This window comes from Streptomyces nigra (assembly GCF_003074055.1).
Lineage (GTDB): Bacteria > Actinomycetota > Actinomycetes > Streptomycetales > Streptomycetaceae > Streptomyces > Streptomyces nigra.
The window spans coordinates 4,940,324-4,953,856 of the sequence record NZ_CP029043.1 but is presented as its reverse complement, the minus strand read 5'-3'; the positions used below and the strand labels follow the sequence as shown (position 1 = coordinate 4,953,856).

Here is a 13,533-nt window from a genome sequence, read left to right as displayed (position 1 = left end):
TACGAGCGTGAGTGACGCGTACGTACCAGGTGGCATCCATCCTGCCGCAGGCCGAGAGTCGGCGAAGCACCGAGGCCCGATCGGTCACAGGTGTCTACGCTGGGTGGTGTTATCGGGCAGTCGTGCCGCCGGCGCCAGCCGGTGGCCTTACCAGCCGAGGAATCCCGTGAGTGACACCCCATTCGGATTCGGCCTTCCGCCGGAGGAGCCGGACGACGGCGACGAGGGCAAGAAGAAGGACCAGGAGAGCGGTGGTGGTCAGGGACCGTCCAACCCGTTCGGCTTCGGGGTGCCCGGTGCCGGAGGCTTTGGCAGCCCGGGCGCCGACAATCCGTTCGCAGCGATGTTCGGTTCGCTGAGCCCCAACGACCTGGGCGCCGCCTTCCAGCAGCTCGGCCAGATGCTCTCGTACGAGGGCGGCCCGGTGAACTGGGACATGGCCAAGCAGATCGCCCGCCAGACGGTCTCCCAGGGCACGGCGGACGGCACCAAGGACGCCAGCGTCGGCCCCGCCGATCGCACCGCCGTGCAGGAGGCGGTCCGCCTCGCCGACCTGTGGCTCGACGACGCGACGTCGCTGCCGTCGGGTGCGGGCACCGCCGTCGCCTGGAGCCGCGCGGAGTGGGTCGAGGCGACCCTGCCCGCGTGGCAGGAGCTGGTCGACCCGGTGGCCGAGCGCGTCGGCAACGCCATGGGCGACGTGCTGCCCGAGGAGATGCAGGCCATGGCCGGCCCGCTGATCGGCATGATGCGCTCGATGGGCGGCGCCATGTTCGGCACGCAGATCGGGCAGGCCGTGGGCGTGCTCGCGGGCGAGGTCGTCGGCTCCACCGACATCGGCCTGCCGCTCGGCCCGGCGGGGAAGGCCGCGCTCCTTCCGGTCAACATCGAGTCGTTCGGCAAGGACCTCGGTGTGCCGCAGGAGGAGGTGCGCCTGTATCTGGCGCTGCGCGAGGCCGCCCACCAGCGGCTCTTCGCCCATGTGCCATGGCTGCGCTCCCATCTGTTCGGCGCGGTCGACGGGTACGCGCGCGGGATCAAGGTCGACACCGCCAAGCTGGAGGACGTCGTCGGCCAGTTCGACCCTCAGAACCCCGAGCAGCTCCAGGACGCGCTCCAGCAGGGCATGTTCCAGCCGGAGGACACCCCGGAGCAGAAGGCCGCCCTGGCCCGTCTGGAGACGGCTCTGGCGCTGGTCGAGGGCTGGGTGGACGCGGTGGTGCACGCGGCCGCGAAGCCCCGTCTGTCGTCCGCGGACGCGCTGCGCGAGACGCTGCGCCGCCGTCGTGCCTCGGGCGGTCCGGCCGAGCAGACCTTCGCCACGCTCATCGGGCTCGAGCTGCGTCCGCGCCGGCTGCGCGACGCCTCCCGGCTGTGGGCCTCGCTGACGGACGCGCGCGGTGTCGACGGCCGGGACGCCCTGTGGCACCACCCGGACATGCTGCCGACGGCGAGCGACCTGGACGACCCGGACGGCTTCGTGCACCGCGAGCAGATCGATTTCTCCGAGCTCGACAAGATGCTCGGCGAGGCGGCGAGCGGCGGCTCCACGGGCAAGCCCGACCTGAGCAAGGGCCCCGAGGACGGCGAGGACCGCCGGAAGGACGACGACGGCGAGTGAGCCTGTACGACGACGCGGTCCTGGTGCTCAAGGGGTACGAGGACCAGAGCGAGCTGCGCCAGGTCTACCTCGACCATCTCGCGGAGCACCCCGACGGCCTGTGGAAGGCCTGCTCGGACGGCCACATCACGGCGAGCGCCCTGGTGGTCGACCCCGACCGCGGGCGGGTGCTGCTGACGCTGCACAAAAAGCTCCGGATGTGGCTGCAGATGGGCGGCCACTGCGAGCCGGGCGACGCGACCCTGGCGGCGGCCGCCCTGCGTGAGGCCACCGAGGAGTCCGGCGTCACCGGTCTGACCCTGCTGCCGGGCGGCCCGGTGCGCCTCGACCGGCATCCCATCCCGGCGCCCTGCAACTGGCATCTGGACGTGCAGTACGCCGTCCTCGCGCCCTCGGACGCCGAGCACGCGATCAGCGACGAGTCACTGGACGTGCGCTGGTTCGCCTACGACGAGGTCCCGGACGTGGCGGACGCCTCGGTCGTACGGCTGCTGGAGGCCACGCGCGCGCGGCTGTGAACGCGTGAGGGGCGACCGCCGGGCGGTCACCCCTCACGCGTGCGGGCCGGTGCCCGGTCAGCTCCAGACGTTGCCCTGGTTCTGACCCCGGGCGCCCTGCTGGCCCATGCCGTACTGGGCGGCGAGGCCGGAGCCGATCTGGGCGTTCTGCGGCGGCAGCAGTTCGCTGGGCTGGACCAGCGCGAAGCCGGTGCCCATGAAGCTGAGCTCCCAGCCCTCACCGGTGCTGCCGCGGCGCCGCCACACCCCGGAGGAGTGCGTCTGCGCCTGCATCTGCACCCGCAGCCCGGTGGACCAGGCCACGATCGCGTCGGCGTCGCAGTTGACGTACTTGTCGGGCGTCACCTGCATCATCAGCGGCATGCCGGAGGTCATCAGGGCGACCTTGCCCCGGCCGGTGATGTTGAGCTGGTACTTCCCGGAGCCGGAGATGCCGTAGAGGCTGTCCACGGCGATGACCTCGTGGTGCAGCGAGGAGTCCATCGCCAGCACATAGCTGCTGTCGACGGTCAGCCCGTCCTGGTCGACGTCCACGAGGTGGACGTGCTGCTTGAGGTTGGCGAGGTAGACGACCCCCTGTCCGTGACAGCGCATGAGGTCCAGGCCCTCACCGGTGCGCGCCCGCGAGCGTGACTGCTGGTTGCTCTGGAACTCGGCGTCGAACTCGACGAGTCCCTGGTAGGCGACCATCGTGCCCTTGCGGGCGAGGACGTCGTCGTGCCCCTCCAGGGCGACGCGGAGCATCTGCTTGTTCTGCAGGCTCCAGCGGTCCTGGGTCTGCTGGTCGTTGTAGGCGAAAATCGGGCTCTGCATGGCGTTCTTGGCTCCCCCTCAGCCCCGGACCCGGAGGCGGTCGGTACTGTCCTCGCTCGGCTGGACGACGACGATGCCCTGGCCGGAGAAGGCCATCTGGTAGGCCTCACCGCTGCCCCGGCCGATCAGGGACTGCGCCTTGAAGCTGCGCTTGCCCTTCACCTTGAGGTTCGGCGACCAGGCGACGAGCGCGTCGGGGTCGACGTACGTCTCGTCCTCGCCGCCGCCGCAGTCGACGACGATCGGCTTGCCCCGGGAGGTCAGCGCGACCCAGCCCTGCCCGGAGATCTTGGTGTTCCACAGGCCCTGCCCGGCGAACTTCGCCAGGCCCTTCACCCGCTCGACCCCCCACGTCAGATGGGCGTCGAAGGCGAGGAGGTTGGTGGCGTTGACGGAGATGCCGTCGCCGTTGAGGTTGATCACGACGACGTTGGCGCCGTAGTCGGCGAGGTAGAGCAGGCCGTCGCCGGAGCACTTCATCAGCGGCGCGCCCTCACCGGTGAGCCAGTCCTTGGCGATCTGACGGACGGCGGGCGGGTTGGGCTCGTACTGGACGAAGCCCTCGTAGGCGACCATCGAGCCCACGCGTGCGAGGAGGTCGTGCCCGGTCTGCATGGCCACCTTGGCCATGTGGTTGCCGTGGTTCTCCATGCGGGCGGTGACGGGTGCGGGGGCGTAGCCCGCGAGCGGCTGGTTCATGACGGGCTCTCCCTCAGATCTCGTACGGCTGGACGACGACGAAGCTGCCGGGCGCCGCCCGGAACTGGAGGTTCACGCTCTCGCCGGTGTCGCCGGGGTAGGCGTTGCGGCGCATGCGGACCTGGCTGGAGACGACCACCTGCGCGGCGGACGACCAGGCGACGACGGCGTTGCAGTCGGCGAACGTCGTGGGCGTGACGGGCAGCACCACGGGGGTGCCGTGCGTCTTGACGACGATCGTGCCGGTGCCGGTGAACTGCATCGTGAACAGCGCGCCGCCGGGGATGCCGTGACCCTCGATCCGGCGGACCTCGTACTGCAGGCCCTCGTCGAAGGCGAGGACGTTCTCCGCGGAGACACAGATGCCGTCGCCCTGGAGTTCGATGGGGTGCACCATCGTGTTGTCCTCGGCGAGGAACACCTGGCCCTGGCCGGTGCAGCGCATCAGCTGCATCTCCTGGCCGGTCGCGTTGCCCACGATCCGGCCGGAGAAGCCGGCGCCCTTGTAGCTGAAGTCCACCTTGCCCTGGTAGAGCACCATGCTGCCCTGGCGGGCCAGCACGGGCTGGCCGCCGACGCCGAGGTCGACGCGGACCATCTTCTTGTTCTGCTGCGTCCAGCGCTGTCCGGTCGGCGTCTCCTTGAACTGCTGGAGGGCCGCGGCGACACCGGGCGCCTGGGGGGCGCCATGGGGGGCACCGTGCGGGACATGGCCTGGCACCTGCCCGGGGATCTGGCCCGGGACCTGCCCGTACGCGGGCGGCTGCTGGCCGTATCCCGGGGGCGGGGTGGGCTGTCCGTAGCCGGGCGGCGGCACCGGGGCCTGGGGTGCCTGCGGCGCCGGGGGTGCCTGCGGGTAGCCGTAGCCGGGAGGCGGCGGCGCGGAGGGCTGGCCGTAGGGCGCGGGCGCCGGGGCGGGCGGCGGCGGGGTGCCACCGGGCGGCGTCATGGGCGCGACGATCGTCGGCTGGGCGTGCACCGACGGCGCCGGGGCCGGAGGCGGCGGCGTGGCACCGGGCGGGGGCGCGAAGCCCTGGGCGGCCGGAGCCGGCGCGGGGGCCGGCGGAGCCGCGGGCTGCGGGACGGGAGCCGGCGCGGGCGCTCCGGCCGGGGCTCCGAAGGCGGGCGCCGCGACGGCCTGGGCGGGCGGCGCGAAACTGGGCGCGCCGGCGCCGGCCTGAGGCTGCGGCGGGGCGGCGGCGGGCGTCTCCTCCTCCATCACCTCGCCGCCGAAGTTCCTGAGCAGCGCCTCGAGACCGCCGTCGAAGCCCTGTCCGACGGCGGCGAACCGCCAGACGTCCTTCAGATAGAAGTCGCCCAGCATGACGGCACGTTCGGTGGTGAACTCGGAGCCGGTGAAGGAGTACCGGGCCACCTCCTCGCCACCCGCGACGATACGGATGTAACCCGGGCCGACCTGCGACATCTGACCGTCGCCGTCGAGCGTCGCCGTGAAGGACAGCTTCTGGATCTGCGGGGGGATCTTGTCGAGCGTGACCCGGAACGACTCGGTGTCACCGGCCTGCGCGCCGAGGATCTGGATGGCCTCCTCGGGGGACTTCGGCTGATTGAAGAAGATGAAGTAACGGTCGTCGGAGAGCCGTTCGTCGGCGTCGAGACCGAAGCAGCTGATGTCGAAGGTCAGCCCTGGGCCACCGATCTGCACACCTACGTACAGGTCCGTGCCCGCCGTGAGATCACTGATCCTGGCCTTGTGGCCGCGTTGGAATTCCCTGGCCATGCGTAACGACCGTCCCCCATCCCGAAGTGAGTGCGTCGCGACAGGCTAACGGCAAACTCGGACATCGGACGAAGCCGGTACAGACCCGGTACACAACCCTTCCACGCCCGAATCGGGGGCGTCCTCTGCGGACACCTGCGCGTGCGCCGCCTACTCGCCCCGGGCGGCGGGCAGATGGGGCAGCCGCTCGGCGGCCACGACACCTTCGAGATAGCCCTTGGCGCGCTCGGTGCGGGGATACGCCTCCAGCAGCCGCCAGAAGCGGGGCCCGTGTCCGGGGACGAGGAGATGCGCGAGCTCGTGCAGCAGGACGTAGTCCACGACGTACTCGGGCATGCCCTGCAGCCGGTGGGAGAGCCGGATGCTGCCCTCGGCCGGGGTGCACGAGCCCCAGCGGGTGTTCTGGTTGGTGACCCAGCGGACCGAGTCGGGCCGCGCCCGGCCGTCCAGATACTGCTCCGACAAACGGTCCGCGCGCGTGGACAGTTCGGCGTCGCCGAGGACCTTCTTGCTCTCCTGGGCGGCCAGCTTGTCGAGCATGACGCGCACCCAGCGCTGCTCCTCCGCCTCGGACATTCGGGCGGGGATGAGCACGATGGTGCGATCGCCCTCGCGGTACGCCGAGACCGTCCGGCGGCGCCGGGCGCTCCTGCGGACCTCGATCGCGTTCGCCCCCGAGCCGCTCAGGGGCGGGCTCGTCGTACTGCGCTGTGGCGTTCCGGCGCGGTGCAGTGGGTCGGCGGACACGCCCCGACGTTACCCGCTGTGGCGGGGGGAAGTCCCGACTCCGGGACGGTTCGGTTCCGATCCCCCACGGTCCGTCTGATTTGTACGACGAATATCCACTGCCTGTGGACAACTTTCGGCACCGATCGGCGTGACCGTGCATTCTGGCGGACGTCGGGGACGCCACGACCGGGCTCCCCCGGCACACGGGGACGCACCATCACGACGGCTACGGGGGCCTGTTCATGAGCACTGCACCATCGACGGATACGACGGATACGACGGCTAGGGCGGACAGTGCGGAGGCCGGGGCGGGGCTTCCGCTGGCGCCCTTGCTGAAGCCCGCGTTGCGGCGCGCCTGGCGCGATCTCAATACGGTGCAGTTCGGGATGACTCCGGCGCACGCGCTGACGCTGGGGCCGATGGACACCGCGACGGGCAGCTTCCTCGATCTGCTGAACGGCACCCGGGGACCGGAGTTGCTCCGCGAGGAGGGCCGGCGGATGGACCTGCCCGACGGACACGTCGACGGGCTGCTGCGACGGCTCTCACGGGCCGGTCTGCTCGACGACGCCCGCGGCGGCGGGCCGGGGGGCGACCTGCTGCGGCGCAGAAAGGCCGTCCTGGACCGGCTGCGCCCCGATCTGGCCTCGCTGTCCCTGAACACCTCCGACCCGGGCGAGGCGATCGGCCGCCTCGCCGCCCGGCGTGCGGCGCGGGTGCAGGTCCGGGGCGCGGGCCGGGTCGGCGCGACGCTCGCCTCGCTGCTGGCGGGCGCCGGGGTCGGCGAGGTGGACGTGCGCGACATCGGACGGGTCGAGCCGGGGGACGTGACACCGGGCGGACTGCCCGCGGAGACCGTCGGCGACCGCAGGGACGAGGCCGCGCGCAGGGTCGCCCGCCGGCATGCCCCGGACCGCCCGCCGCGCCGCGACACCCGCTCCCCCCGCGGACAGGACGCCCAGGGCCACTCGTTGGTGATCATCGCCCCGCGCGACGACATCGGTGTGCACGCCCCGTCACCGTCCGCCGCCGAACCGCTGATCGACTCCGGTACGCCTCATCTGTACGTCCGCGTGGTCGAGGGCACCGGTGTGGTCGGTCCCCTCGTCCTGCCCGGCGAGACGGCCTGCGCGGGCTGCCTCGACGCGGACCGCACCGACCGCGACCCGGCGTGGCCGCGTCTGATCGCCCAGTGGCGTTCGGGCCGGGGCAGGTCCCGGCCGGTGCCACCCTGCGATCTCGCGCTGGCCACCACGGTCGCCGGACTGGCCGCCGCGCACGCCCTCGCCTTCCTCGACGGCCGGATCCCGTCGACGGCGGGTGCGCGGTGGGAAGTGTCACTACCCGGTCTGACCTGGCACGCCCGTCCGATCTGGGCGCATCCTGCCTGCTCGTGCGGTGCCGCGGCCAAAGGTGAGGGGGAACACCCCTCCGCGAAGGCGGGGTCGCACGAGACAATGGCGAGGGAACGGCCGTCGAAGACGCCACGCCGCGAGGGGGGCACCGCACGGCCGGCTCGGATCTGGAGGGCGCATGTCTGATCTTCCGCGCAAGGCGGTCACCCGCACCGCCAAGCTCGCCGCGCTCCCGCTCGGCTTCGCCGGGCGGGCGACCTGGGGACTCGGCAAGCGGATCGTCGGTGAGTCCGCGGAGATCGTCGGCCGCGAGCTTCAGCAACGGACCGCCGAGCAGATGTTCAAGGTCCTCGGCGAGCTCAAGGGCGGCGCCATGAAGTTCGGCCAGGCCCTGTCCGTCTTCGAGTCCGCCCTGCCCGAGGAGATCGCCGGGCCGTACCGCGCGGCCCTCACCAAGCTGCAGGAGGCCGCCCCTCCGATGCCGACGCGCACCGTGCACGCGGTGCTGGCGGAGCGGCTCGGCGAGGACTGGCGCGAGCTGTTCCTGGAGTTCGAGGACAAGTCGGCCGCAGCCGCCTCGATCGGCCAGGTGCACCGGGGCGTATGGCACGACGGTCGTGAGGTCGCGGTCAAGGTGCAGTACCCCGGCGCCGGGGAGGCTCTGCTGTCCGACCTGAACCAGCTGAGCCGCTTCGCCCGGCTCCTGGGCCCCCTGATCCCGGGCATGGACATCAAGCCGCTCATCTCGGAGCTGAAGGACCGCGTCTCCGAGGAGCTGGACTACGGCCTGGAGGCGCAGGCACAGCAGGCGCACGCGGAGGAGTTCGCGGACGACCCGGACGTCGTCGTCCCGGCGGTCGTCCACCAGAGCGACGAGGTCCTGATCACCGAGTGGATCGACGGCGTGCCGCTCTCGGAGGTGATCTCCGACGGCACCGAGGAGCAGCGCGACCGCGCCGGTCAGCTCCTGGCCCGGTTCCTCTTCTCCGGCCCGGCCCGCACCGGCCTGCTGCACGCCGACCCCCACCCGGGGAACTTCCGGCTGCTGCCGGGCGACCCGGACGGTCACGGCGACTGGCGGCTGGGCGTGCTGGACTTCGGCACGGTCGACCGGCTCCCGGGGGGCCTGCCGACGCCCATCGGGGAGTCGCTGCGCATGACGCTGGACGGCGACGCGGACGCGGTCTACGAGATGCTGTGCGGCGAGGGCTTCGTCAAGGAGACGATCGACCTGGAGCCCGAGGCCGTCATGGACTACCTGCTGCCGATCATCGAACCGGCGCAGGTCGAGGAGTTCACGTTCACCCGTGGCTGGATGCGCAGTCAGGCGGCCCGGGTCGCCGACCCCCGCTCCCCCGCCTACCAGCTGGGCAAGCAGCTCAATCTGCCGCCCGCCTATCTCCTCATCCACCGGGTGACGCTGAGCACGATCGGCGTGCTGTGTCAGCTCGGGGCGACCGTGCGGCTGCGCGAGGAACTCGAGGAGTGGCTGCCGGGGTTCGCGCCGGAGGACTACGACTACACGGACGAGGAGGACTCGGCGGCGGAGGCCTGAGCCGGGGGCCGCACGGGCTGCGCCGGTTATACGGGCTCCTCGGCCTACACGGGCTGCTCGGGCTGCTCGGGCTGCTCGGGCTGCTCGGGCTGGGCTACCACCAGGCGGAGTCGAGCCTGCCCTCGATCGCGCGGAGGTTCTCGCGCGAGCAGGTGTCGCAGAAGTGGATCCGGGCGCCGTTCTCCACGGAGCAGGTCCAGGTGGGGCGCGGTCCCTCGGCGCGGGTGCCGCAGCCGGCGCACACCAGCGGCTGTGCCTGGGGCTCGGCGTCGGAGCCGCGGTCGCCGTCGCTGTCACTGCCGGGAGGACTCGTCACCCACCCGACGATAACGCCGGTGCCCACTGTTAGCCCGGACAACGCACGGCGGGGGCCGCTCCGTTCGTGACGGATCGGCCCCCGCGAGGAGTCGGTGCCCTGCCGGTGGGACGACCCACCGGCTGGTGGCGATTACTGCATGACCGCCATGGCGAGCGCCCGGCGGGCGCGCAGCGAGGCGCGCTCGGCCCGGCGCTGCATCCGGCGAGCGGTCGCCAGGCGCACGGCCTGGCGCTCCCGCTGCGCCTCGTGCTGGAGGTCGTGCATATGCGCACGTGCCAGGGCTTCTTGGATGAGTTGCATCTCTCGGTTCCTGTTCTGGCGCGCGGTGGTGGCGCCACTGCTGGTGAAGTCTTCAGGCGCGGAGCCTGCGTTCTCGTGGGTGGACGGCTTCATCGGGGCCTGCTTCTGGGGGTCGTGCGTGAGGGGGCGGTCGATCGTTCCGGTGATGTTCATGCCGTGACCGGGTTCTTGCGCGGGCGGCCACGCGGCCGCTTCCGGGCGACGACGACACCCTGGACGAACAGCTCGCCACCCCAGACGCCCCAGGGCTCGCGCCGCTCCTTGGCGCCGGCGAGGCAGGCCTCCATCAGCGGGCAGGTGCGGCAGAGGGACTTGGCGTACTCGACGTCCGCCGGCGACTCGGCGAAGAAGACCTCCGGGTCGTACGAACGGCAGGGGACGGGCACGCCGAGGTTCTCGATGGCGTCGTCGAGCGCGGTGAGCGCGGTGAGGGGGGTCAAGGTCGGGTCCTCCGTGGAGCCAGGCTTGGGAATCACGTCTGAAGGCGGTACGGACGGGGCGTGCGCTTCGAGTTGCACGGTTCGTCTTCCTCGTCTGTTCGTTCCGGTCCTGTTGGACCGGTTGGCGGCTGGTACCGGGTCTTGCCTGTCCCGAGGCTCCTTCGCTCTGTCGCCCCCTGTGAGAGGGCAAACAGAAGGGCCGCGGATCCCGGATGGGGTTCCGCGGCCCTGAAGGCGCCGGCCTGATCTGCGATCAGGCTGGATCACTCCAGGGTTCTGGCCCACGGAAGGCCCACATCTGGTGGTGCTGCGTCGTCTGCTTCCGGAATCCGGCACCGGTCGCCGTAAAGGCATAGGCCTGCGCCTGTGCCACTACTGCCGCTTCCAGTGCCTTGGTCGGTCGCTCATTGCGCTCACGGACGGGAAGGCCCGCGAGGGACACGGCGGACGCCGGACGGACGGCACGAATGCCGGACAGACCGGTGCCCTGGTCCGAGGCGCCGAGCATGCACAGGGAGGCGACGACCGAGCGATCGGTCATTTTGGCGGTGCTGATGGAGCTGGCGTTGATGCTGATCACTGGACTCGCCTCCTCTCGGCGTCTCGGGGGACTGGTGTGAACCAGTCCTGCGGGTATGCAAGTACATCACGGATCAGGGGCCTCCGAGAAGGCCTCCGTTCGCGTGGTTAAGAACCTATGGGGATCGCTGGGGCATGCGCAAACTATTTTTGGGACGAGTTCCCGTCAGTCCTCACTTTCGCTCTCCCCAATCTCCTGACCTGCGCATATGGCCAGCACATCGGCTCCGTAGCGGTCGAGCTTCCGTTTGAGGAGACCTGGAATGCGGGCCAACTCATGCGGACTGCACGGCTCCGCCTCGGCGATCGCCATCAGGGTGCGGTCCGTGAAGACGCAGAAGTCGGGCTGGCCGCTGCGCCGTGCCTGCTCCGCCCGCCAGTCGCGCAGCCGCTCGTACAGGCCCTCGTTCATGTCGGAGGGGCAGGTCTCGCAGCGCATCAGCTTCATCTCACCTGCGTCGATGAGCGTGCGCCCGCAGACCCGGCAGCGGGCGGGGGTGCGCTGCGTCCGTCTCGGGGCGGTCTCGCGCCGGCTGGTGAAGCCCCGCTCGACACCCCCGGCACCGCCGCCCGCCGCGGCCCGCCCCTCGGCACCCGCGGTGCCGGGGCGCAGCCCGTCCAGGAAGCGGCTGGGGCGGCGGTTGGGGCGGCCGCCGGGAGCACGGGTCAGCGCCCAGGAGACATGCAGATGGCGCCGGGCGCGGGTGACGCCCACGTACAGCAGGCGGCGCTCCTCCTCGACCTGCTCGTCGGTCTTGGCGTAGGAGATCGGCATCATGCCCTCGGCGACGCCGACCAGGAAGACGGCGTCCCACTCCAGGCCCTTGGCCGAGTGCAGGGAGGCGAGGGTGACGCCCTGGACGGTGGGGGCGTGCTGGGCGTTCGCCCGCTCGTCGAGCTCGGCGACCAGGTCGGCGAGGGTCGCGCCGGGCTTGGCCGCCGCGAAGTCCTGGGCGAGGTGGACCAGCGCGGCCAGGGACTCCCAGCGCTCTCTGACGGCACCGGAGCCGGCCGGGGGCTCGGACGTCCAGCCCTCCCCCGACAGCACGGCACGCACCTGCGAGGGCAGGTCCACGACGTCGTCCAGGAGCGAGTCGTTGGCACCGAAGCGGGCCGCTCCGCGCAGGGCGACGCTCGCCTTGCGCACCTCGGGGCGGTCGAAGAACCGCTCGGCGCCGCGCAGCTGATAGGGGATGCCCGCGTCGGCGAGGGCCTGCTCGTAGGTCTCGGACTGCGAGTTCGTGCGGAACAGGACGGCGATCTCGGCGGCCGGGACCCCGGCGTCCAGCAGGTCGCGGATGCGCCGGGCGGCGCCCTCGGCCTCGGTCGGTTCGTCGGCGTACTCGGTGTAGACGGGCTCGGGGCCGGAGTCGCGCTGGGAGATCAGTTCCAGCCGGTGGTCGGCGGCGCGGCCGCGGGCCTGGGCGAGGAGGCCGTTGGCGAGGCGGACCACCTGCGGGGTGGAGCGGTAGTCCCGGACCAGCTTGACGACGGTGGCTCCGGGGTGGCGGGTGCGGAAGTCGAGCAGATGGTCCGGGGTGGCGCCGGTGAACGAGTAGATCGTCTGGCTGGCGTCCCCCACCACGCACAGGCTGTCGCGGTCGCCGAGCCACAGCTCGAGCAGGCGCTGCTGGAGCGGGCTGACGTCCTGGTACTCGTCGACCACGAAGTGCTGGTACTGCGAACGCACCTGCTCGGCGATGTCCTGGCGGTCCTGGAGGACGGCGACGGTCAGCAGCAGGACGTCCTCGAAGTCGATGACGGCGCGGTCCCGCTTGAGGTCCTCGTAGACGGTGTAGAGCTGGGCGATCTCGGCGGGGTCGCGGGGGGCCTCCCGTCCGGCCTTCGCGGCGGCGAGCGCGTAGTCGCCGGGGACGGTCTGGGTGACCTTGGACCACTCGATCTCGGCGGTGACGTCACGCAGCTCGTTGCGGTCGAGGCGGATGCGGCAGGCGGCGGCCGCGTCGGCGACGAGCTGGACCTTGCGGTCGACGATCCGCGGCATGGAGCCACCGACGGCTTTCGGCCAGAAGTACTGCAGCTGCCGCAGCGCGGCCGAGTGGAACGTGCGGGCCTGGACCCCGGCGGCGCCGAGCTGGCGCAGCCGGCCGCGCATCTCCCCGGCGGCACGGGCGGTGAAGGTGACGGCGAGCACGCTGGCGGGCTGGAGGATGCCCGCGCGGACCCCGAAGGCGATGCGGTGGGTGATGGCCCTGGTCTTGCCGGTGCCGGCGCCCGCGAGCACGCACACCGGCCCGTGCAGGGCGGTCGCCACCTCACGCTGCTCGGGGTCGAGCCCTTCGAGCACGGCGTCGGGGGAGTCCGGTACCTGCGGGAACAGGGTGGAGTGCGTTGCTGCTGTCACACGTTCATGCTGCCAGGTCGCCGGAGACGGCCGCGCCGGTTGTCCACAGGCGGGCAGGGACAGTCGTACGAATGCGGCAGGCGTCACGTGCGCGGCATACCCCGGGCGGGAATGGCGGGCCCGTCCCGTACGTTCCCCCAGCGGACGACCCGATCCCCGAGCTATCCGAGGAGCGCGCGAGACATGCAGGGCACTGTGACGATGTACAGCACCACCTGGTGCGGCTACTGCCAGCGGCTGAAGAAGCAGCTGGACCGCGAGGGCATCGCGTACACCGAGATCAACATCGAGCAGGACCCCGAGTCCGCCGCGTTCGTCGAGAAGGCCAATGGCGGAAACCAGACGGTGCCGACCGTGCTGTTCGCGGACGGTTCCACGCTGACGAACCCGTCGCTGGCCCAGGTGAAGCAGAAGGTCGGCGTCTGAGCCTGCCTACTGCTCCGGACGTCCGGTCCGGCGTCTGATCCAGAGCGACGAAGAGGGTGGCGGCCCCCCAGCG

Annotated in this window: 14 protein-coding genes; 5 read left to right on the top strand and 9 right to left on the bottom strand. The window is 71.6% G+C overall.

The window, feature by feature from the left end; all coding sequences use genetic code 11:
- Positions 1-166: 166 nt before the first annotated feature.
- Both DC008_RS23075 and DC008_RS23070 read left to right on the top strand, forming a co-directional pair.
- The gene (locus DC008_RS23075) at positions 167-1,621 is read left to right on the top strand and encodes a zinc-dependent metalloprotease (RefSeq protein WP_108708587.1); all 1,455 of its coding nucleotides are present in this window, start codon (positions 167-169) and stop codon (positions 1,619-1,621) included.
- The gene (locus tag DC008_RS23070) at positions 1,618-2,139 is read left to right on the top strand and encodes an NUDIX hydrolase (RefSeq protein WP_108708586.1); all 522 of its coding nucleotides are present in this window, start codon (positions 1,618-1,620) and stop codon (positions 2,137-2,139) included. Before DC008_RS23075 ends, DC008_RS23070 begins: the two co-directional genes overlap by 4 nt.
- A 57-nt stretch (positions 2,140-2,196) precedes the next feature.
- On the opposite strand, the gene DC008_RS23065 is transcribed toward DC008_RS23070, so the two are convergent.
- From DC008_RS23065 to DC008_RS23050, 4 genes are all read right to left on the bottom strand, one after another.
- Positions 2,197-2,952, bottom strand: a complete 756-nt coding sequence (locus tag DC008_RS23065; RefSeq protein ID WP_108708585.1) for an AIM24 family protein — start codon at positions 2,950-2,952, stop codon at positions 2,197-2,199.
- Positions 2,953-2,970: 18 nt separating this feature from the next.
- On the bottom strand, positions 2,971-3,651 hold the full coding sequence (locus DC008_RS23060) for an AIM24 family protein (RefSeq protein WP_108708584.1): 681 nt from the start codon (positions 3,649-3,651) through the stop codon (positions 2,971-2,973).
- 13 nt (positions 3,652-3,664) lie between these two features.
- On the bottom strand, positions 3,665-5,392 hold the full coding sequence (locus DC008_RS23055) for a TerD family protein (RefSeq protein WP_108708583.1): 1,728 nt from the start codon (positions 5,390-5,392) through the stop codon (positions 3,665-3,667).
- A gap of 150 nt (positions 5,393-5,542) precedes the next feature.
- Complete coding sequence (locus DC008_RS23050; protein ID WP_108708582.1) at positions 5,543-6,139, bottom strand: M48 metallopeptidase family protein; 597 nt, start codon at positions 6,137-6,139, stop codon at positions 5,543-5,545.
- A 302-nt stretch (positions 6,140-6,441) separates the two neighbouring features.
- Here DC008_RS23050 and DC008_RS23045 point away from each other — a divergent pair, with 302 nt between their 5' ends.
- Together DC008_RS23045 and DC008_RS23040 are read left to right on the top strand one after the other, a co-directional pair.
- Positions 6,442-7,662 carry a TOMM precursor leader peptide-binding protein gene (locus DC008_RS23045; protein ID WP_108710818.1) on the top strand — a complete coding sequence of 407 codons (1,221 nt, stop codon included), beginning with the start codon at positions 6,442-6,444 and terminating at the stop codon, positions 7,660-7,662.
- Complete coding sequence (locus DC008_RS23040) at positions 7,655-9,031, top strand: ABC1 kinase family protein (protein WP_108708581.1); 1,377 nt, start codon at positions 7,655-7,657, stop codon at positions 9,029-9,031. Before DC008_RS23045 ends, DC008_RS23040 begins: the two co-directional genes overlap by 8 nt.
- Before the next feature lie 94 nt (positions 9,032-9,125).
- Here DC008_RS23040 and DC008_RS23035 read toward each other — a convergent pair whose 3' ends face one another.
- The 5 genes from DC008_RS23035 to DC008_RS23015 form a co-directional block, all read right to left on the bottom strand.
- Positions 9,126-9,347 carry a hypothetical protein gene (locus DC008_RS23035; protein ID WP_108710819.1) on the bottom strand — a complete coding sequence of 74 codons (222 nt, stop codon included), beginning with the start codon at positions 9,345-9,347 and terminating at the stop codon, positions 9,126-9,128.
- A gap of 132 nt (positions 9,348-9,479) precedes the next feature.
- Positions 9,480-9,803: a hypothetical protein gene (locus DC008_RS23030; protein WP_055621915.1), complete on the bottom strand. Its 324-nt coding sequence runs from the start codon at positions 9,801-9,803 to the stop codon at positions 9,480-9,482.
- On the bottom strand, positions 9,800-10,168 hold the full coding sequence (locus DC008_RS23025; RefSeq protein WP_055621914.1) for a WhiB family transcriptional regulator: 369 nt from the start codon (positions 10,166-10,168) through the stop codon (positions 9,800-9,802). The genes DC008_RS23030 and DC008_RS23025 overlap by 4 nt, the downstream gene beginning before the upstream one ends.
- A 175-nt stretch (positions 10,169-10,343) precedes the next feature.
- The gene (locus DC008_RS23020) at positions 10,344-10,670 is read right to left on the bottom strand and encodes a hypothetical protein (RefSeq protein WP_108708580.1); all 327 of its coding nucleotides are present in this window, start codon (positions 10,668-10,670) and stop codon (positions 10,344-10,346) included.
- A gap of 165 nt (positions 10,671-10,835) precedes the next feature.
- On the bottom strand, positions 10,836-13,034 hold the full coding sequence (locus DC008_RS23015; RefSeq protein ID WP_108708579.1) for an ATP-dependent DNA helicase UvrD2: 2,199 nt from the start codon (positions 13,032-13,034) through the stop codon (positions 10,836-10,838).
- A gap of 183 nt (positions 13,035-13,217) precedes the next feature.
- On the opposite strand from DC008_RS23015, the gene DC008_RS23010 reads away from it, so the two are divergent.
- Positions 13,218-13,460 (top strand): mycoredoxin, encoded by a 243-nt coding sequence (locus DC008_RS23010; RefSeq protein ID WP_055621911.1) that lies wholly within the window; start codon positions 13,218-13,220, stop codon positions 13,458-13,460.
- Positions 13,461-13,533: the final 73 nt, after the last annotated feature.

What these genes read in the sequence shown, in the direction of transcription:
- DC008_RS23065 (WP_108708585.1), bottom strand. Translation starts at nt 2,952, where the DNA reads ATGCAGAGCCCGATTTTCGCCTACAACGACCAGCAGACCCAGGACCGC.
- DC008_RS23060 (WP_108708584.1), bottom strand. Translation starts at nt 3,651, where the DNA reads ATGAACCAGCCGCTCGCGGGCTACGCCCCCGCACCCGTCACCGCCCGC.
- DC008_RS23055 (WP_108708583.1), bottom strand. Translation starts at nt 5,392, where the DNA reads ATGGCCAGGGAATTCCAACGCGGCCACAAGGCCAGGATCAGTGATCTC.
- DC008_RS23040 (WP_108708581.1), top strand. Translation starts at nt 7,655, where the DNA reads ATGTCTGATCTTCCGCGCAAGGCGGTCACCCGCACCGCCAAGCTCGCC.
- DC008_RS23030 (WP_055621915.1), bottom strand. Translation starts at nt 9,803, where the DNA reads ATGAACATCACCGGAACGATCGACCGCCCCCTCACGCACGACCCCCAG.
- DC008_RS23010 (WP_055621911.1), top strand. Translation starts at nt 13,218, where the DNA reads ATGCAGGGCACTGTGACGATGTACAGCACCACCTGGTGCGGCTACTGC.